The sequence below is a fragment of the Flavobacterium gelidilacus DSM 15343 genome (genome assembly GCF_000422685.1).
Taxonomy (GTDB): domain Bacteria; phylum Bacteroidota; class Bacteroidia; order Flavobacteriales; family Flavobacteriaceae; genus Flavobacterium; species Flavobacterium gelidilacus.
In genome coordinates this window covers 173,289-188,767 of record NZ_AUGN01000004.1, presented here as the reverse complement: position 1 = coordinate 188,767, position 15,479 = coordinate 173,289, and the positions used below count along the sequence as shown (strand labels likewise).

The 15,479-nt window shown below is 30.7% G+C and carries 12 protein-coding genes and 2 tRNA genes; 6 read left to right on the top strand and 8 right to left on the bottom strand.

From position 1 onward, the window contains the following. Positions 1–93: 93 nt before the first annotated feature. The 4 genes from G507_RS0103710 to G507_RS0103695 all read left to right on the top strand — a co-directional run bounded on the left by G507_RS0103710 (position 94) and on the right by G507_RS0103695 (position 5,568). Positions 94–2,325 carry a monovalent cation:proton antiporter family protein gene (locus G507_RS0103710; RefSeq protein WP_157496477.1) on the top strand — a complete coding sequence of 744 codons (2,232 nt, stop codon included), beginning with the start codon at positions 94–96 and terminating at the stop codon, positions 2,323–2,325. A gap of 35 nt (positions 2,326–2,360) precedes the next feature. Further along, the gene (locus tag G507_RS0103705) at positions 2,361–2,825 is read left to right on the top strand and encodes a hypothetical protein (protein WP_026716221.1); all 465 of its coding nucleotides are present in this window, start codon (positions 2,361–2,363) and stop codon (positions 2,823–2,825) included. A 99-nt stretch (positions 2,826–2,924) separates the two neighbouring features. Further along, positions 2,925–4,064 carry a hypothetical protein gene (locus tag G507_RS0103700; protein ID WP_026716220.1) on the top strand — a complete coding sequence of 380 codons (1,140 nt, stop codon included), beginning with the start codon at positions 2,925–2,927 and terminating at the stop codon, positions 4,062–4,064. 40 nt (positions 4,065–4,104) lie between these two features. Beyond that, complete coding sequence (locus tag G507_RS0103695) at positions 4,105–5,568, top strand: FAD-dependent oxidoreductase (RefSeq protein ID WP_026716219.1); 1,464 nt, start codon at positions 4,105–4,107, stop codon at positions 5,566–5,568. Between the two features lie 159 nt (positions 5,569–5,727). Here the strand turns inward: G507_RS0103695 and G507_RS0103690 are convergent, their stop codons facing one another. The 3 genes from G507_RS0103690 to G507_RS0103680 form a co-directional block, all read right to left on the bottom strand. Then, on the bottom strand, positions 5,728–7,515 hold the full coding sequence (locus G507_RS0103690) for an ABC transporter ATP-binding protein (protein ID WP_026716218.1): 1,788 nt from the start codon (positions 7,513–7,515) through the stop codon (positions 5,728–5,730). Between the two features lie 154 nt (positions 7,516–7,669). After that, positions 7,670–9,142, bottom strand: a complete 1,473-nt coding sequence (gene guaB / locus G507_RS0103685; protein WP_026716217.1) for an IMP dehydrogenase — start codon at positions 9,140–9,142, stop codon at positions 7,670–7,672. A gap of 266 nt (positions 9,143–9,408) precedes the next feature. Beyond that, positions 9,409–10,233, bottom strand: coding sequence for a hydroxymethylglutaryl-CoA lyase (locus tag G507_RS0103680; RefSeq protein ID WP_415776894.1), 825 nt, complete (start codon positions 10,231–10,233; stop codon positions 9,409–9,411). Between the two features lie 245 nt (positions 10,234–10,478). Here G507_RS0103680 and G507_RS0103675 point away from each other — a divergent pair, with 245 nt between their 5' ends. Together G507_RS0103675 and G507_RS0103670 are read left to right on the top strand one after the other, a co-directional pair. Further along, on the top strand, positions 10,479–11,090 hold the full coding sequence (locus tag G507_RS0103675; protein ID WP_026716215.1) for a hypothetical protein: 612 nt from the start codon (positions 10,479–10,481) through the stop codon (positions 11,088–11,090). After that, on the top strand, positions 11,090–11,806 hold the full coding sequence (locus G507_RS0103670; protein WP_026716214.1) for a DUF3307 domain-containing protein: 717 nt from the start codon (positions 11,090–11,092) through the stop codon (positions 11,804–11,806). Before G507_RS0103675 ends, G507_RS0103670 begins: the two co-directional genes overlap by 1 nt. A 48-nt stretch (positions 11,807–11,854) precedes the next feature. Here G507_RS0103670 and G507_RS0103665 read toward each other — a convergent pair whose 3' ends face one another. From G507_RS0103665 to G507_RS0103645, 5 genes are all read right to left on the bottom strand, one after another. Further along, positions 11,855–12,880 carry a quinone-dependent dihydroorotate dehydrogenase gene (locus tag G507_RS0103665; RefSeq protein ID WP_026716213.1) on the bottom strand — a complete coding sequence of 342 codons (1,026 nt, stop codon included), beginning with the start codon at positions 12,878–12,880 and terminating at the stop codon, positions 11,855–11,857. 78 nt (positions 12,881–12,958) lie between these two features. Further along, a complete protein-coding gene (typA, locus tag G507_RS0103660; protein WP_026716212.1) occupies positions 12,959–14,755 on the bottom strand; it encodes a translational GTPase TypA in 1,797 nt (598 codons plus the stop codon). Positions 14,756–14,904: 149 nt separating this feature from the next. Then, entirely contained in the window at positions 14,905–15,156 is a 252-nt protein-coding gene (rpsT, locus tag G507_RS0103655; protein ID WP_026716211.1) for a 30S ribosomal protein S20, read from the bottom strand. A 154-nt stretch (positions 15,157–15,310) separates the two neighbouring features. Next, positions 15,311–15,382 (bottom strand) — tRNA-Glu (locus G507_RS0103650). Between the two features lie 25 nt (positions 15,383–15,407). After that, a tRNA-Glu gene (locus G507_RS0103645) sits at positions 15,408–15,479 on the bottom strand.

Here is a 15,479-nt window from a genome sequence, read left to right as displayed (position 1 = left end):
CTTTTAGCAGGATTTTTTATTATTTAAAAAGTTAATTAAACTTAAAAATATTGCCTAAATTTAAACGAATAATTAACTTTATAAAAAAACTTGATGTCAATACCATTAGTCGCTAGCACTACTGTTCATATACCAAATTTAATTAATGATTTAGGATTAATCCTAATTACAGCGGCTATTGCAGTCTTGATTTTTAGAAAGTTAAAGCAACCATTAGTTTTAGGATATTTAGTAGCTGGATTTTTAGCTAGTTCACACTTTTCATTTTTTCCTTCAGTAAAAGACACCAATAGCATTACAGTTTGGGCTGAAATCGGAGTTATATTCCTATTATTCAGTTTAGGATTGGAATTTAGTTTTAAAAAATTACTTAAAGTTGGAGGAACTGCTTCCATAACCGCTTTAACCCAAATTATTTGCATGATAGTTCTTGGATATTATGCTGGTAAATTTATGGGTTGGAACGAAATGAACTCTATATTCTTAGGTGTGATTTTATCCATTTCTTCTACAACAATTATCCTAAAAGCGTTTGATGAATTAGGAGTAAAATCACAAAAATTTACAGGTAACGTAATTGGTGCTTTAATTGTACAAGATATTGTGGCCATTTTAATGATGGTTTTACTGTCAACCATTGCTGTAAGTCAACAGTTTTCTGGTACAGAATTGATTCAATCTCTGTTTAAATTAGGATTCTTTTTAATCATTTGGTTTGTTTCTGGAATCTTTTTTATTCCAACTTTATTAAAAAAACTAAAACCCCTTTTTACAGATGAAACACTATTGATAATCTCATTAGCGCTATGTTTATTCATGGTGATTTTTGCTGCTGGTGTCGGATTTTCTCCAGCATTAGGAGCTTTTATAATGGGTTCAATTATTGCTGAAACGAATGAAGCTGAACATATAGAACATCTAGTAAAACCTGTAAAGGACTTATTTGGAGCCGTTTTCTTCGTATCTGTTGGAATGTTAATAAATCCTGATACATTAATAGAATACGCATTTCCAGTAATGATTTTGACTCTAATTACCATTTTTGGACAATCTATTACTTCCACTATTGGAACCATAATTTCTGGTCAACCTTTAAAAGAATCCATTCAGACCGGAATGAGTTTATCGCAAATTGGAGAATTTTCTTTTATTATTGCTACGCTTGGAGCTTCCTTAAATGTTACAGGTGATTTCTTGTATCCAATTGTTGTAGCCGTTTCTGCAGTCACAGCATTTACAACTCCTTATATGATAAAATATGCATCACCATTTGCAGGTTTTGTTGAGAAAAAACTACCCAAAAGATGGGTTAAAAGAATTGAAATCTATAGTGCAAATGCACAAGCTATAAAAACGGTTAGTACTTGGCAAAAAGCTATAAAAGAATATGTTTTTCAAGTTTTAATTCACTCAATTATTTTATTTGCTATTATTCAAATGTCAAAAAGATATTTATTGCCTTTGATGGATGATTATAGTTACGGAAATATTGTTGCAGCTGCAATAACATTCGTCATTATAGCTCCATTTTTATGGGCTGTATCCTTACGTAGAATTGCTACGGTAGAAGTACAAGAATTATTAAAAAACAAAAAGCATCATGGACCTATTTTTGTTTTAATTTTCATTAGGATGATAATCGGTCTCTTCTTTATTGGAATGATGTTAAACAACTTCCTTTCACCAGGAATTGCTGTTTTGGCTTTCGTGTTTTCAGTTGTAATTATTATGTTATTTCCGAAAAAAATCAATAAACTTTATTTAAAAATTGAAAATCGATTTGTTAAAAATTACAACCAAAGAGAGCTTTCTGTGAAGAAAATTAATCGAAACAATTTATCTCCTTGGGATGGTCACATGGCAAATTTTGTAATTGTTCCAGAATCTGATTTAGTAGGAAGACCTTTAGAAGAAATAAAAATTAGAGAAGAAATTGGAGTTAATATTGCTTACATCAAGCGTGGAAACTTACATATTAACATTCCAACCAAATATGAAAAATTATATCCAAGCGATGAAATTTTTGTAATCGGAACTGACATTCAAGTAAAAGAGTTTGGTGATTATTTGAAAAAACATGAGTTTAAGGTGCTTCAAGAAGAAGATTCTGATATTATTTTACAACAATTTGAATTAGAAAAGCAAGATTTCATTGGAAGAACCATTAGAGAATCTGAATTAAGAGAACAAACAAAAGGTTTAGTAGTTGGTGTGGAACACAACGGAAGAAGAATATTAAACCCTGAATCTAATTTTATTTTAAGTAAAAATGATATTGTTTGGGTTGTTGGTGATCGAAAAAAGATTGTCTCATTCTTCGAGTAATTTAATTAAAAGAAGGTATTATTAAAACTATTAATATGAAAGTAATTATAATAACATTATTAATTTCAATGAGTATTTTTGCTCAAAAAAATGAAAAACCCAACTCTAAACAGGTTCAAACTGAAATATGGTTAAAACAATTTAAAGAAATACAGTCTGATTCTGAAAAAATTACAATGATTAAGGAAAAAATCCATTCCGATACACTTTTTAGTAATAATAAAAATAGAATCATTTTAGATAATCCAAGAAATCCTGAAAAACATATATGTAAAATATTATTTATAATTAATTTTGAAAATAATTATTACGATATAGATTTACTTGAAACTCCTAAATTATCAAAAATCATGAATAATATTAATTTAAAAAATATTACTTCAATCGAAATACCTACAAATAATGAAAATGTAAAATATTTTGGAGAATTAGGTCGTTGCGGAGTAATTAAAATGACATGTAATAAAAAACTGTATAGAAAATTAAAAAGAGTCTTTTAGTCTAATTTTTTTTAAATTGAAAAATAATAATTAACTGATTAACAAATCATTAACAAGTGGCATAAGTTTTGATTTGATATAAACATCAAAAAAAGTCTTATGAAAAAATTGATTCTTCTTCTACTTACATTCATTCTGATTTCTTGTCAAAAAGAGAAAAAAGAGGAATTAGAAACTGAAAACGAAATTTCAAAAGTTGAAAAAATAAGTACCTTACTTCAAACAGATAAACTTCAAAAGTTTGAATTTGTTTTAAATAAAGACACAGTTTTTATTGGTAAAGAAGGAACAAAAATTATTATTCCAAAAGACTTATTTGAGAATTATACCAATGGAAAAATTACTTTTGAATTAAAAGAATTCTATTCTAAAGAAGATATGATTTTAAATGGTTTATCAACTCTTACAGATAAAGATGAACTACTAGAATCATCAGGAATGTTTTATATCAACTTTAAAGAAGAAGGAAAGCAATTAATTATTAAAGAAGGAAAAAATTACAAAGTAGAAGTTAGTAATAAACCATTATCCAATAGTAATATTTATTATAATGACAATGATTCTATTTTTAAATGGAAATTGAGTGAAGATAAAATGTTTACTTCAATTCCTGATATTGTTAAAAACTATAAATTTGGTTTAAAAAATGGAGACGGTGGTTATTATAAAGATGTTTTAAATAATGAATTAACAAAAATAAAAAAACAAGATTCACTTGAATTGTTAAAACTTGTAGGAAATTCACAAAAAGAAATCTTTGTTTTAGGTGATTCTTTAATCGAAAATAATGAATGGGATTATGGTATAACTGGTAATAAAACAAGTTCTAAAGAAAGAAATAAAATCTTAAAAAAAATTAAAAAGATATATGACACAAATAATGAATTATACTTTTTTACAGCCAACAAACTTGGTTGGATTAACATAGATAAAATACTAATCTATGAATCTCAAAAAGATTTTAAATTCGAAATAAAAAATAATAATAAATTAAATACTTATAATCTTTCATACATCTATTTGAACAACAAAACATATATTGATCAATTTGTTATTGACACTAATTTTAATTCAATTATAAAAATTGCTGGTAAAATAAAAGGTGTAATCTATACTATTAATAGTGAAGAAATCTACTTCGACACATTTTATATTGATGCAAAAAGCAAAGCCAACTTCGAAATCAATTTAAAAGAAACTACACTAGAAAAACTAAAACAAGAATTAATTTCGCAATAAGTAGTATCTTTATCATTTAGGATAAAATCTACCAAAACAATTGAAAAACGCACAAAATAAAAAAAAAAAATGGACAACCTGTCCAGAATGTAAAGGGCAAGGCAAAAAAAGCCAAAAGCTCAAAAAGAAAGTGCGTTTACAATACCAAAGAGAAGTAGAAGAATTTGAACAATCCAATCAAAAAGGAACTGAACCAATTCGACCAAAAGCTCATTTAAGTACCTGTTTAAATTGTTCCGGTTCTGGATTAATATCAAGCGAAAAATTCCCGGAAATTGATATAGAAAACTATCCAACTATTGCCATAATTGGTGCCGGAATTGGTGGAGTGGCTTTAGCAGTTGCTTGTTTGCATCGCGGAATTCCTTTTACATTATACGAACGCGATGAAAATTTTGAAGCACGTTCACAAGGCTATGGTTTAACATTACAACAAGCCAGCAAAGCCATTGAAGCATTCGGAATTTTCTCTTTAGAAAATGGTATAGTTTCTACAAGGCATTTGGTTCATACAACAGATGGAAAAGTAATTGGAGAATGGGGAATGCGAAAATGGTTGCAATCTGAACCAAAAAAATCACCCAAAAGAACCAACATTCATATTGCACGACAAGAATTACGATTAGCTTTACTAGAACAATTGGGTGGATTTGATGTTGTAAAATGGAATCATCAATTAGTTGATTTTAAAGAAAATGACGATCAAACTGTTGATTTAAGTTTTCAAGCAAATGGAATTCTAAAAAAGACTAAAGCCGATTTAGTAGTTGGTGCTGATGGCATTAGAAGTGCTGTCAGAAATATTTTGATTAGTGATGAAATTTCACCTTTACGCTATTTAGATTGTATTGTAATTTTAGGAATTTGTCCTTTGTCAGCTCTTGGAGATGTTGATAAATCATTATTAGATTCTGCTACAGTATTTCAAACAGGAAATGGGAATGAACGAATCTATATGATGCCTTATGATGCCAATTCAATTATGTGGCAATTGAGTTTTCCAATGGTAGAACAAGAAGCCAAAGATTTAAGTTCAAAAGGAAAGAAAGCACTTAAAGAAGAAGCTATAAAAAGAACAGAATGGCACGAACCAATTCCACAAATAGTAAAAGCTACATTGGAATCTCAAATTTCTGGTTATCCTGTTTATGATCGAGCATTATTGCAGCCCGAATTATTAGAAAAAGGAAAACAAATAACTTTACTTGGAGATGCAGCACATCCAATGAGTCCATTTAAAGGACAAGGAGCCAATCAAGCTTTATTAGATGCTCTTTCATTAGCTCGAAAAATTCACAAAGAATGTAGACCCTTTTCCAATTGGAAAGAAAAAGGAATCAGAAAAAGTGTATTAACCGATTTTGAAGCCGAAATGCTAAAGCGAAGTGCTAAAAAAGTTAAAGATTCAGCCGCAGCAGCCGATTTTCTTCATTCTGATATTTTACTTAATGTAGGTGATGAGCCTCGAGGTCGTTGTTTGAAAAGAGTTGATTCTAAGAAATAAAAGAATATTATTTTAGTTTTACAAAAAATCCATTAGCAAAAACTAATGGATTTTTTATGTACATAATATAAAAATTCTGAATCGAGCTCAGAATTATAAATTTCTATTTAAACTATTTTACTAAAAACTAAAAACTGAAAACTGCAAACTAAATAAAATCTAGTATTCACTAAACTGCAAACTACTCAAATTCTTATAAATTCCATTTTCAATTTCGAGTAATTCTTTGTGCGTACCTTTTTCGGCTATTTTTCCGTCATTTAAAACTAAAATAGCATCAGCACTTCTAATCGTTGACAATCTATGTGCAATGATAATACTTGTTCGTCCTTTCATTAAATTTTCTAAAGCTTCTTGCACTTGTTTTTCACTTTCGCTATCTAAAGAAGAAGTGGCTTCATCTAAAATTAAGATACTTGGATTTTTTAACAAAGCACGAGCAATGGCAATTCGTTGCCTTTGTCCACCTGAAAGTTTTATGCCTCGTTCTCCAACTAAAGTGTCGAATTTTTCAGGGAAACCGTTTACAAAATCTAAAGCGTTGGCTTGTTTTGCAGCAATTAATATTTCTTCTTCTGTTGCATCTGGTTTTCCGTAAGCAATATTTTCTCGAATACTTCCACCAAAAAGAATTACATCTTGTGGAACAATACTCATATTTCCGCGAAGATTTTCTAAATCAAAGTCGTAAATATTGGTGTCATCAATTAAAATTTCTCCCTTATCTATATCATAAAAACGAAGTAAAAGTGACGAAATAGTAGATTTTCCAGCGCCACTAGGTCCAACAATCGCAATCTTTTGTCCAAATTTAGCTGTAAAACTAACTCCTTTTAAAACCTGAATTTCTGGTCGTGAAGGATAAGAAAAACCAACATTTGTAAACGTTACATTTCCTTTTATTTTTTCTTTGGAATGATTTTGAGTCGCATTAATTTTTTCAGGAACTTCATCTAAAAGTTCAAAAACACGTTCGGTTGCTCCAACTGCTTTTTGAATTTGCGCATACAATTCGGCAATTCCACCAAAAGAAGCTCCAATAAAAGTTGAATATAACACAAAAGAAATTAATTCACCAATACCTTTTATTTCTCCATCAATACACAAAATCACACCATACCAAACCACCACAACAATGGCTCCAAACAAACAAAAAATGATGAAAGAAGCAAAATAACCACGGTAAATTCCTCCTTTAATGGCTAATTTTACAACTTCGTTAATCTTTCCTCTGTAACGTGCTATTTCGTACCATTCGTTAGCAAATGCTTTTACATTAGAAATTCCTTGCATCGTTTCTTCTACAATAACTTGACTTTCGGCTACTTGATCTTGAACACTTTTAGAAAATTTTCGGATAAATCGACCAAAAATAACAGCTGCAACCGCAACAACAGGAACAATGCAAAGCATCATTAATGTTAGCTTTAAACTTATGGTGGCTAGAAAAATTATTCCTCCAATAATTAGAATGAATTGTCTTAAAAACTCAGCAATAGTTGTAGTTAATGTATCTTGAATTTGTGTAATATCTGAACTTATTCGGCTATTTAATTCTCCTACACGTTTTTGCGAGAAAAATGTCATAGGCAACTTTATCAAATTGCTATATAAAGCCAATCTGATATTTGCTAACGTATTTTCGGTAAAATTGATAAACAACGATAATCTAAAAAACGAAAAAACAGACTGCAATAACAAAATCACCATCAAACCTAAAGCTATATTTTGGGCTTTAACCAAATCTTTATTAGTGACACAATCAACCAACATTCCCAATAACATAGGAAAAGCCAATGCTGTTCCACCTGTTAAAAGTAGAAATACCAAGCCAACATAAAATTTCCATTTATGGGTATCTGCATATTTAAAAATCTGTACTGCTTTGCTTAAGGTACTTGCGTTAAGTTTTGATTTGGGTAAATCATTCTCTTTGAATCGAGCCATTTAGTATTTTTATTTTTTGGATTTTTCTAACATTTTCCTACACTTCAAATATAAAGCTAAAAATGAGATTCCTATAATTTCTAAAATAGAAAACTTCCCGAAAAACGAGAAGTTTTGATTTTTTTTTAAAAATTTTAAATTCTAAATTTAAAATCTATCTTGAATAGTTTGGTGCTTCTTTAGTAATCGTAACATTATGAGGATGACTTTCTCCTATTCCACTTGTTGTAATTCTAATAAAACGGCCTGTATCTTGTAATGTAGCAATATCTTTTGAACCACAATATCCCATTCCGGCTTTTAAACCACCTACGAATTGTTGCATACTTTCGTTTAATTCTCCTTTGTAAGGTACACGACCTACAATTCCTTCTGGAACTAATTTCTTAACATCATCTTCCACATCTTGAAAATAACGGTCTTTTGAACCATCTTCCATAGCTTCAATAGAACCCATTCCTCTATAGGATTTGAATTTTCTTCCTTCAAAAATAATTGTTTCCCCTGGAGATTCTTTTGTTCCAGCTAATAAGGAACCTAACATTACACAATCAGCACCAGCAGCAATCGCTTTTGGAATATCACCTGTGTAACGAATTCCACCATCAGCAATTACAGGAACACCACTTCCTTTTATAGCAGCAGCCACTTCAATCACAGCCGAAAATTGAGGAAATCCAACTCCAGCCACAACTCTTGTAGTACAAATTGAACCTGGTCCAATTCCGACTTTTACACCATCTGCACCATTTTCTACTAAATATTTAGCAGCTTCTGGTGTAGCAATGTTTCCAACCACAACATCCAAATCAGGAAAAGAAGCTTTAACTAATTTTAAAACATCTACCACTCCTTTTGTATGTCCGTGAGCTGTATCAATAATTACTGCATCAACTCCAGCATTTACTAAAGCCGTTGCACGTTCTACAGCATCAGCCGTCACTCCAAGAGCAGCAGCAACACGTAAACGTCCGTATTGGTCTTTATTAGCGTTTGGTTTTTGAGTCAGTTTTGTAATATCTCTAAAAGTGATTAATCCAGCTAATTTATTATTGTCTCCAACCACTAATAATTTTTCAATTTTATGATCTTGAAGAATAATTTCGGCTTGTTGCAAGGTTGTACCAGCTTTTGCAGTTACTAAATTTTCTGATGTCATTACTTCGGTAATTGGACGATCGTTTTTACGTTCGAAACGCAAGTCTCGGTTCGTCACAATACCTTTTAAAGTCATGTGTTCATCTACGATTGGAATCCCTCCAATTCCATGTTCTTTCATGGCTCTTTTGGCATCACCAACAGTCGCATTTAATTGTAGAGTAACAGGATCGATTATCATTCCAGATTCAGCCCGTTTTACTTTACGAACTTCGGCTGCTTGTTTTTCGATAGACATATTTTTGTGTAAAACACCTATTCCACCTTCTTGAGCCATAGCAATTGCCATAGCGCTTTCGGTTACTGTATCCATCGCTGCAGATACAATTGGCGTATTCAATGTAATGTTTCTAGAAAATTTGGATTTAATGCTAACTTCTCGTGGTAAAACTTCTGAGTAATTAGGAACTAATAGTACATCGTCATAAGTAAGTCCTTCTCCGATGATCTTTGTTGTGTGTGCGTTCATTGCAATTTAGTTTATGCTGAATTAATTTCAGTATTGTAGTAGTTAAATTGCATGCAAATATAGTATAAAAAAGTATTCAGTGGTCAGTTTTTAGTGTTCAGTTTCAATAATTACGAGATTTTTTTAGCCCAGATAGCAATGAAAAGCATTTTTTTGAAGAATTCTATTTTTTGTTGTTGTAAAAAAGCGACCAAAGGAAGCTCTTTTTATGACTTACAAAAAAAGGATTGTTGAAAAAATCTTGTAATGTATAGCTGGAATTGCTTCTAATGATAATTCGTAAAAATCTTCAAAGCTTCATTATAAGAACTTTCAAAACTCATAGCATGACAATTAGTATCTACTTTTGCAGCAGTGAAATAAGATAATAATTTCTCTGTTGGCATATTTCCGGTTAAATCATCGGCAGCCATTGGACAACCACCAAAACCTTGAATGGCACCATCAAAACGATGACAACCTGCTTTGTAAGCTGCATCCACTTTTTCGTGCCATTTGTCTGGAGTTGTGTGTAAATGTGCTCCAAATTCGATATTAGGATATTTTGGAATTAAGTTTGAAAACAAGTAATCAATCACTTCTGGAGTTGAAGTTCCAACTGTATCGGAAAGCGAAAGAATTTTTACTCCCATTTTATCCATTTTTTCGGTCCATTCTCCTACGATTTCAACATTCCATGGATCACCATAAGGATTTCCAAAACCCATTGACAAATAAGCTACAACTTCTTTGTTGCTTTTATCGGCAATTTCAAGGATTTCGTTGAGCGTTACAAGAGATTCAGCAATAGTTTTATGTGTATTTCGCATTTGAAAATTCTCGGAAATCGAAAAAGGAAAACCTAAATATTGAATTTCTTTGTGTTCAACAGCCATTTGCGCACCTCTTGTGTTGGCAATTATAGCTAAAAGTTTGCTTTGTGTTTGCGACAAATCTAGTCGTGCTAAAACTTCGGCAGTATCAACCATTTGCGGAATTGCCTTTGGAGAAACAAAACTTCCAAAGTCTATAGTATCATAACCTACTCTTAATAAAGCTTGAATATACTGAACTTTTTTCTCTGTAGGAATAAATGTTTTGATGCCTTGCATAGCATCTCTTGGACATTCTATTATTTTGACTTTTGGCTTCAATGATTTGCTTTTAAAATGCTAAGGTATGAAGAATTTGACGGATAAAAAAAATTAAAGTATTCCTTATTTATGGAATAATAGTTAATATTCCTTAAAAGTGGAATAATTAATAATATTCCGTATTTATGGAATAATTAAAATAATTTTAATATATTTGATTTAGTTTTTCTATCAACTAAAAGAAAAAAGTTAAAAAAAAGAAGATGATTTGCATTATAACAGGAGATATAAAAGGTTCACGTAGAGCAAAATCTTCCAATTGGATGGATGGTTTAAAGAAATTGTTTTTACAATTTGGAAAAAATCCGGGTGATTGGGAAATTTATCGCGGTGATGAATTTCAGTTAGAAATAAAAAACATTGAAGAAGCTTTGCTAAAAGCATTTTTAATAAAAGCATTTTTAAGAACTATTTCATTGGATGCAAGAATGAGTATTGGTTTTGGTGATAAAACATTCAAATCCAAACGAATATCCGAAAGTAATGGAACTGCTTTTATAAATTCGGGTGAAGCTTTTAACTTGATGAAAAAAAATAAAATCACCTTAGTCTTACAATCTCCGAGTAAAGAATTTAATAAGGAAATGAATTTGTTATTGCGTTTAGGACTTTCTTTTATGGATAATTGGCTTTCACAACAAGCTGAATTTGTGTTTTTAGCTATTCAAAATCCAACTATTTCTCAAGAAGAAATGGGAGAAAAGTTAAACATAAATCAAGCAGCAGTGAGTAAAAGAAGAAAAAGAGCTAATTTTGATTTGTTATTAGAAATAAATGCTAGTTATATTGAAAAATTAAAAATGCTTGAAATATGATGCTATTATTCACAAAACTTTTATTGGCACATTTGATTGGTGATTTTATATTGCAACCAAACAAATGGGTTTCAGACAAAGAAAAAAAGAAAGAGAAAAGTATGTATTTGTATATACACACAGCTCTTCATTTACTTTTGATGTTGCTATTTGTAGCTGAAGCTGATTTTATAGTTTATGGAATTCTTTTAGCCGTTTCACACGGAATTATTGACTTACTAAAACTGAAATTTCAAAAGAAAAAGACGAAACGCATTTGGTTTTCAATTGATCAGTTGTTGCATTTAATAATGATTTTTATAATAGTTTTAACTTATAACAACACTTCAATAGATTTTCAAAATATAGATAATAGAATTTGGATTTTAATAACTGGAATAGTTTTGTTGACGAAACCAACTTCGATAATTATTAAAAATATAATTTCAATTTGGACACCTGAAAGTAAAAACAAAGAAGATAATTCGTTGCAAAACGCTGGAAATTATATTGGAATTTTGGAACGCTTATTTGTATTTTGCTTCATTATTACCAATCATTTTGAAGCTATTGGGTTTTTATTGGCTGCAAAATCAATCTTTAGATTTGGTGATTTAAAAGAAGCAAAAGATCGAAAACTTACAGAATATGTTCTTATTGGAACCTTATTAAGTTTTGGAATCGCAATTTTAGCTGGTTTATTAGTTGAATTTGGAACGCAAATTAGTTTTTATTAGAAAGGTTAACACGAATTTACACGAATTATCACAAATTTATAGGCTAAATTAAACTGAACTTTTCTTAAGCAAGGCCTTATTAATTTCTTTGATCAATTTTGGACCTTCATAAATAAAACCTGTGTATAGTTGTATTAAACTTGCACCAGCATCTAATTTTTCTAAAGCATCTTTTGCACAGTGAATTCCTCCTACTCCAATAATTGGAAATGATTTATTGCTTTTTTCTGACAGAAAACGAATTACTTCAGTTGAACGATTAGTTAATGGTTTTCCAGATAAACCACCCATTTCTGATTTGTTAGCTGATTCTAGGCCTTCACGAGAAATAGTTGTATTTGATGCAATAACTCCAGCTATTTTAGTTTCGTTTACAATTTCAATAATATCTAACAATTGTTCGTTTGTTAAATCTGGGGCAATTTTTAACAGAATTGGTTTTGGCTTATTTTTCTTTAAATTAAGATTTTGTAACGTATTCAACAAAGCTTTCAAAGGTTCTTTTTCCTGAAGTTCTCTTAAATTTGGAGTGTTTGGTGAACTTACATTCACAACAAAATAATCAACATAATCAAATAAAGCTTCAAAACAAATTACATAGTCGTTTACAGCTTCTTCATTTGGAGTGATTTTGTTTTTTCCGATGTTTCCACCAATTAGAACACCATTGTTTTTTTTAAGTCTAATAATCGCTTCTTCAACACCACCATTATTAAAACCCATACGATTAATGATTGCTGAATCTTCTTGCAATCTAAAAAGTCGCTTTTTAGGATTTCCTTCTTGTGGCTTTGGAGTTAAAGTTCCGATTTCAATAAATCCGAATCCGAAATTCGATAATTCTTGGTATAGTTTTGCGTCTTTATCAAATCCTGCTGCTAAACCCACTGGGTTTTTGAATTTTAATCCGAATACCTCTCGTTCTAATTTTAGACTTTTTACTTCGTAATACGAATTGATTAAACTTCCTACAAAGGGAATTTTATGTAAAAAACGAATTAAAGAAAAAGTAAAGTGATGTACTTTTTCAGGATCAAATTTAAATAAAATGGGGCGAATTAATAAACGATACATAGTAATTGTGTTGAAATGCAAAAATAGGTATATAAAAAAAATGTCCCACTAAAAAAGTGAGACATTTTAATAATTTAATTATATTTTGAAACGTTTTCTGTCTGTTTCTGTCAAATAGATTTTTCTTAAACGAATAGATTTTGGTGTAACCTCCACATATTCATCTTTTTGAATGTATTCCAAAGCTTCTTCTAGAGAGAAAATGATTGGAGGAATAATTCTAGCTTTTTCATCATTTCCAGAAGAACGAACGTTAGATTGTTTTTTAGCTTTCGTTACGTTGATACACATATCATCAGAACGAGAGTTTTCACCAATAACTTGACCTTCATAGATTTCAGCATTTGGTTCAACGAAGAATTTACCTCTATCTTGTAATTTATCAATAGAATAAGGGATTGCTTTTCCGTTTTCCATAGAAATTAACGAACCATTATTACGTCCTGGAATTGCTCCTTTGAAAGGCTCATATCCTATATAACGGTGTGACATAATTGCCTCACCTGCAGTTGCAGTTAATAATTGATTACGTAATCCGATAATTCCACGTGATGGAATGTTGAATTTGATAATCATACGTTCACCTTTACCTTCCATAGAAAGCATTTCACCCTTACGTAATGTAACAAATTCCACAGCTCTACCAGAAAGATTTTCAGGTAAATCGATTGTTAATTCTTCAATTGGTTCACATTTTTTGCCATCAATTTCTTTGATGATAACTTGTGGTTGACCGATTTGTAATTCGTATCCTTCTCTTCTCATTGTTTCAATAAGAACAGATAAGTGAAGTACACCACGACCAAAAACCATAAATTTATCTGCTGAATCAGTTTCACCCATTTTCATGGCTAAATTTTTCTCTAATTCTTTAGTCAGTCTATCTCTAATGTGTCTTGATGTTACAAATTTACCTTCTTTACCAAAGAAAGGAGAATCGTTAATTGTAAATAACATACTCATTGTCGGCTCATCAATAGCAATTGAAGCAAGTCCTTCAGGGTTTTCATAATCAGCAATAGTATCACCAATTTCAAAACCTTCCACACCAATAATTGCACAAATATCTCCAGCAATAACTTCTTGTACTTTTTTACGTCCAAGACCTTCAAAAGTATGTAATTCTTTAATACGTGATTTTGTTATAGTACCATCTCTTTTTACTAATGAGATTGGCATTCCTTCTCTTAAAACACCTCTTTCAAGACGTCCAATTGCAATACGACCTGTAAAACTTGAAAAGTCTAAAGATGTAATTAGCATTTGAGGCGTTCCTTCAGAAACTTTAGGAGCTGGTACATTTTCGATAACCATATCTAATAATGCTTCAACATTATCAGTTACGTTTTCCCAATGGTCAGACATCCAGTTATTTTTTGCAGAACCATAAACAGTTGGAAAGTCTAATTGCCATTCTTCTGCACCTAATTCAAACATTAAGTCAAAAACTTTTTCATGAACTTCTTCAGGAGTACAGTTTTCTTTATCTACTTTATTGATTACAACACATGGTTTTAATCCTAAGTCAATAGCTTTTTGTAACACGAAACGCGTTTGAGGCATTGGCCCTTCAAATGCATCTACTAAAAGACAAACACCATCAGCCATGTTTAATACACGTTCTACTTCTCCACCAAAATCCGCGTGACCAGGTGTGTCGATAATGTTGATTTTTGTTCCTTTATATTGTACAGAAACGTTTTTAGAGGTAATCGTAATTCCTCTTTCACGCTCTAAATCATTGTTATCTAATATTAAATCACCTGTGTTTTCGTTATCACGAAATAATTGACAGTGATACATAATTTTATCAACCAAGGTAGTTTTACCGTGGTCAACGTGTGCAATAATTGCAATGTTTCTGATAGATTCCATCTTATTTTTTTAGTGGTGCAAAGGTAATACTTATTTTCTAATAAAATACTAACCAATGCATTACTTTACGTATATTTACTATTTCTTAACTTAATCTCATAAAAAAAGCCCTCAAAAGAGGGCTTTGAATTATTAAAATTTGTAAATTCTTATAAAGAAGCTACAAATTTAGTTAACTTAGATTTTAAGTTTGAAGCTTTGTTAGAATGAATAATATTCTTTTTAGCTAATTTATCAATCATTGAAAATACTTCGTTCAATTTTATTGTTGCATCAGCTTTATCAGTAGCCATACGAATTGCTTTGATAGCATTACGTGTAGTCTTATGCTGATATTTGTTGATTACTCTTTTCTTCTCGCTTGTTCTAATTCTCTTTAATGCTGACTTGTGATTTGCCATTTTTTCTTAATTTAATTGTAATAATTATTTATAAACTACTAGTTAAAAAAGAAAAACCTCCCACAATTGTAAAACAATCACTTTGGTTTTAACTAATAAAACAAAAAATAGAGACACTACCTTTTATTTTACAAAACTTATTTACAACTAATTGTAGCCCGTAGGGGAATCGAACCCCTCTTACATGGATGAAAACCATGCGTCCTAACCGATAGACGAACGGGCCAGTAATCCAGTAATTTCAATATTTGTAGCCCGTAGGGGAATCGAACCCCTCTTACATGGATGAAAACCATGCGTCCTAACCGATAGACGAACGGGCC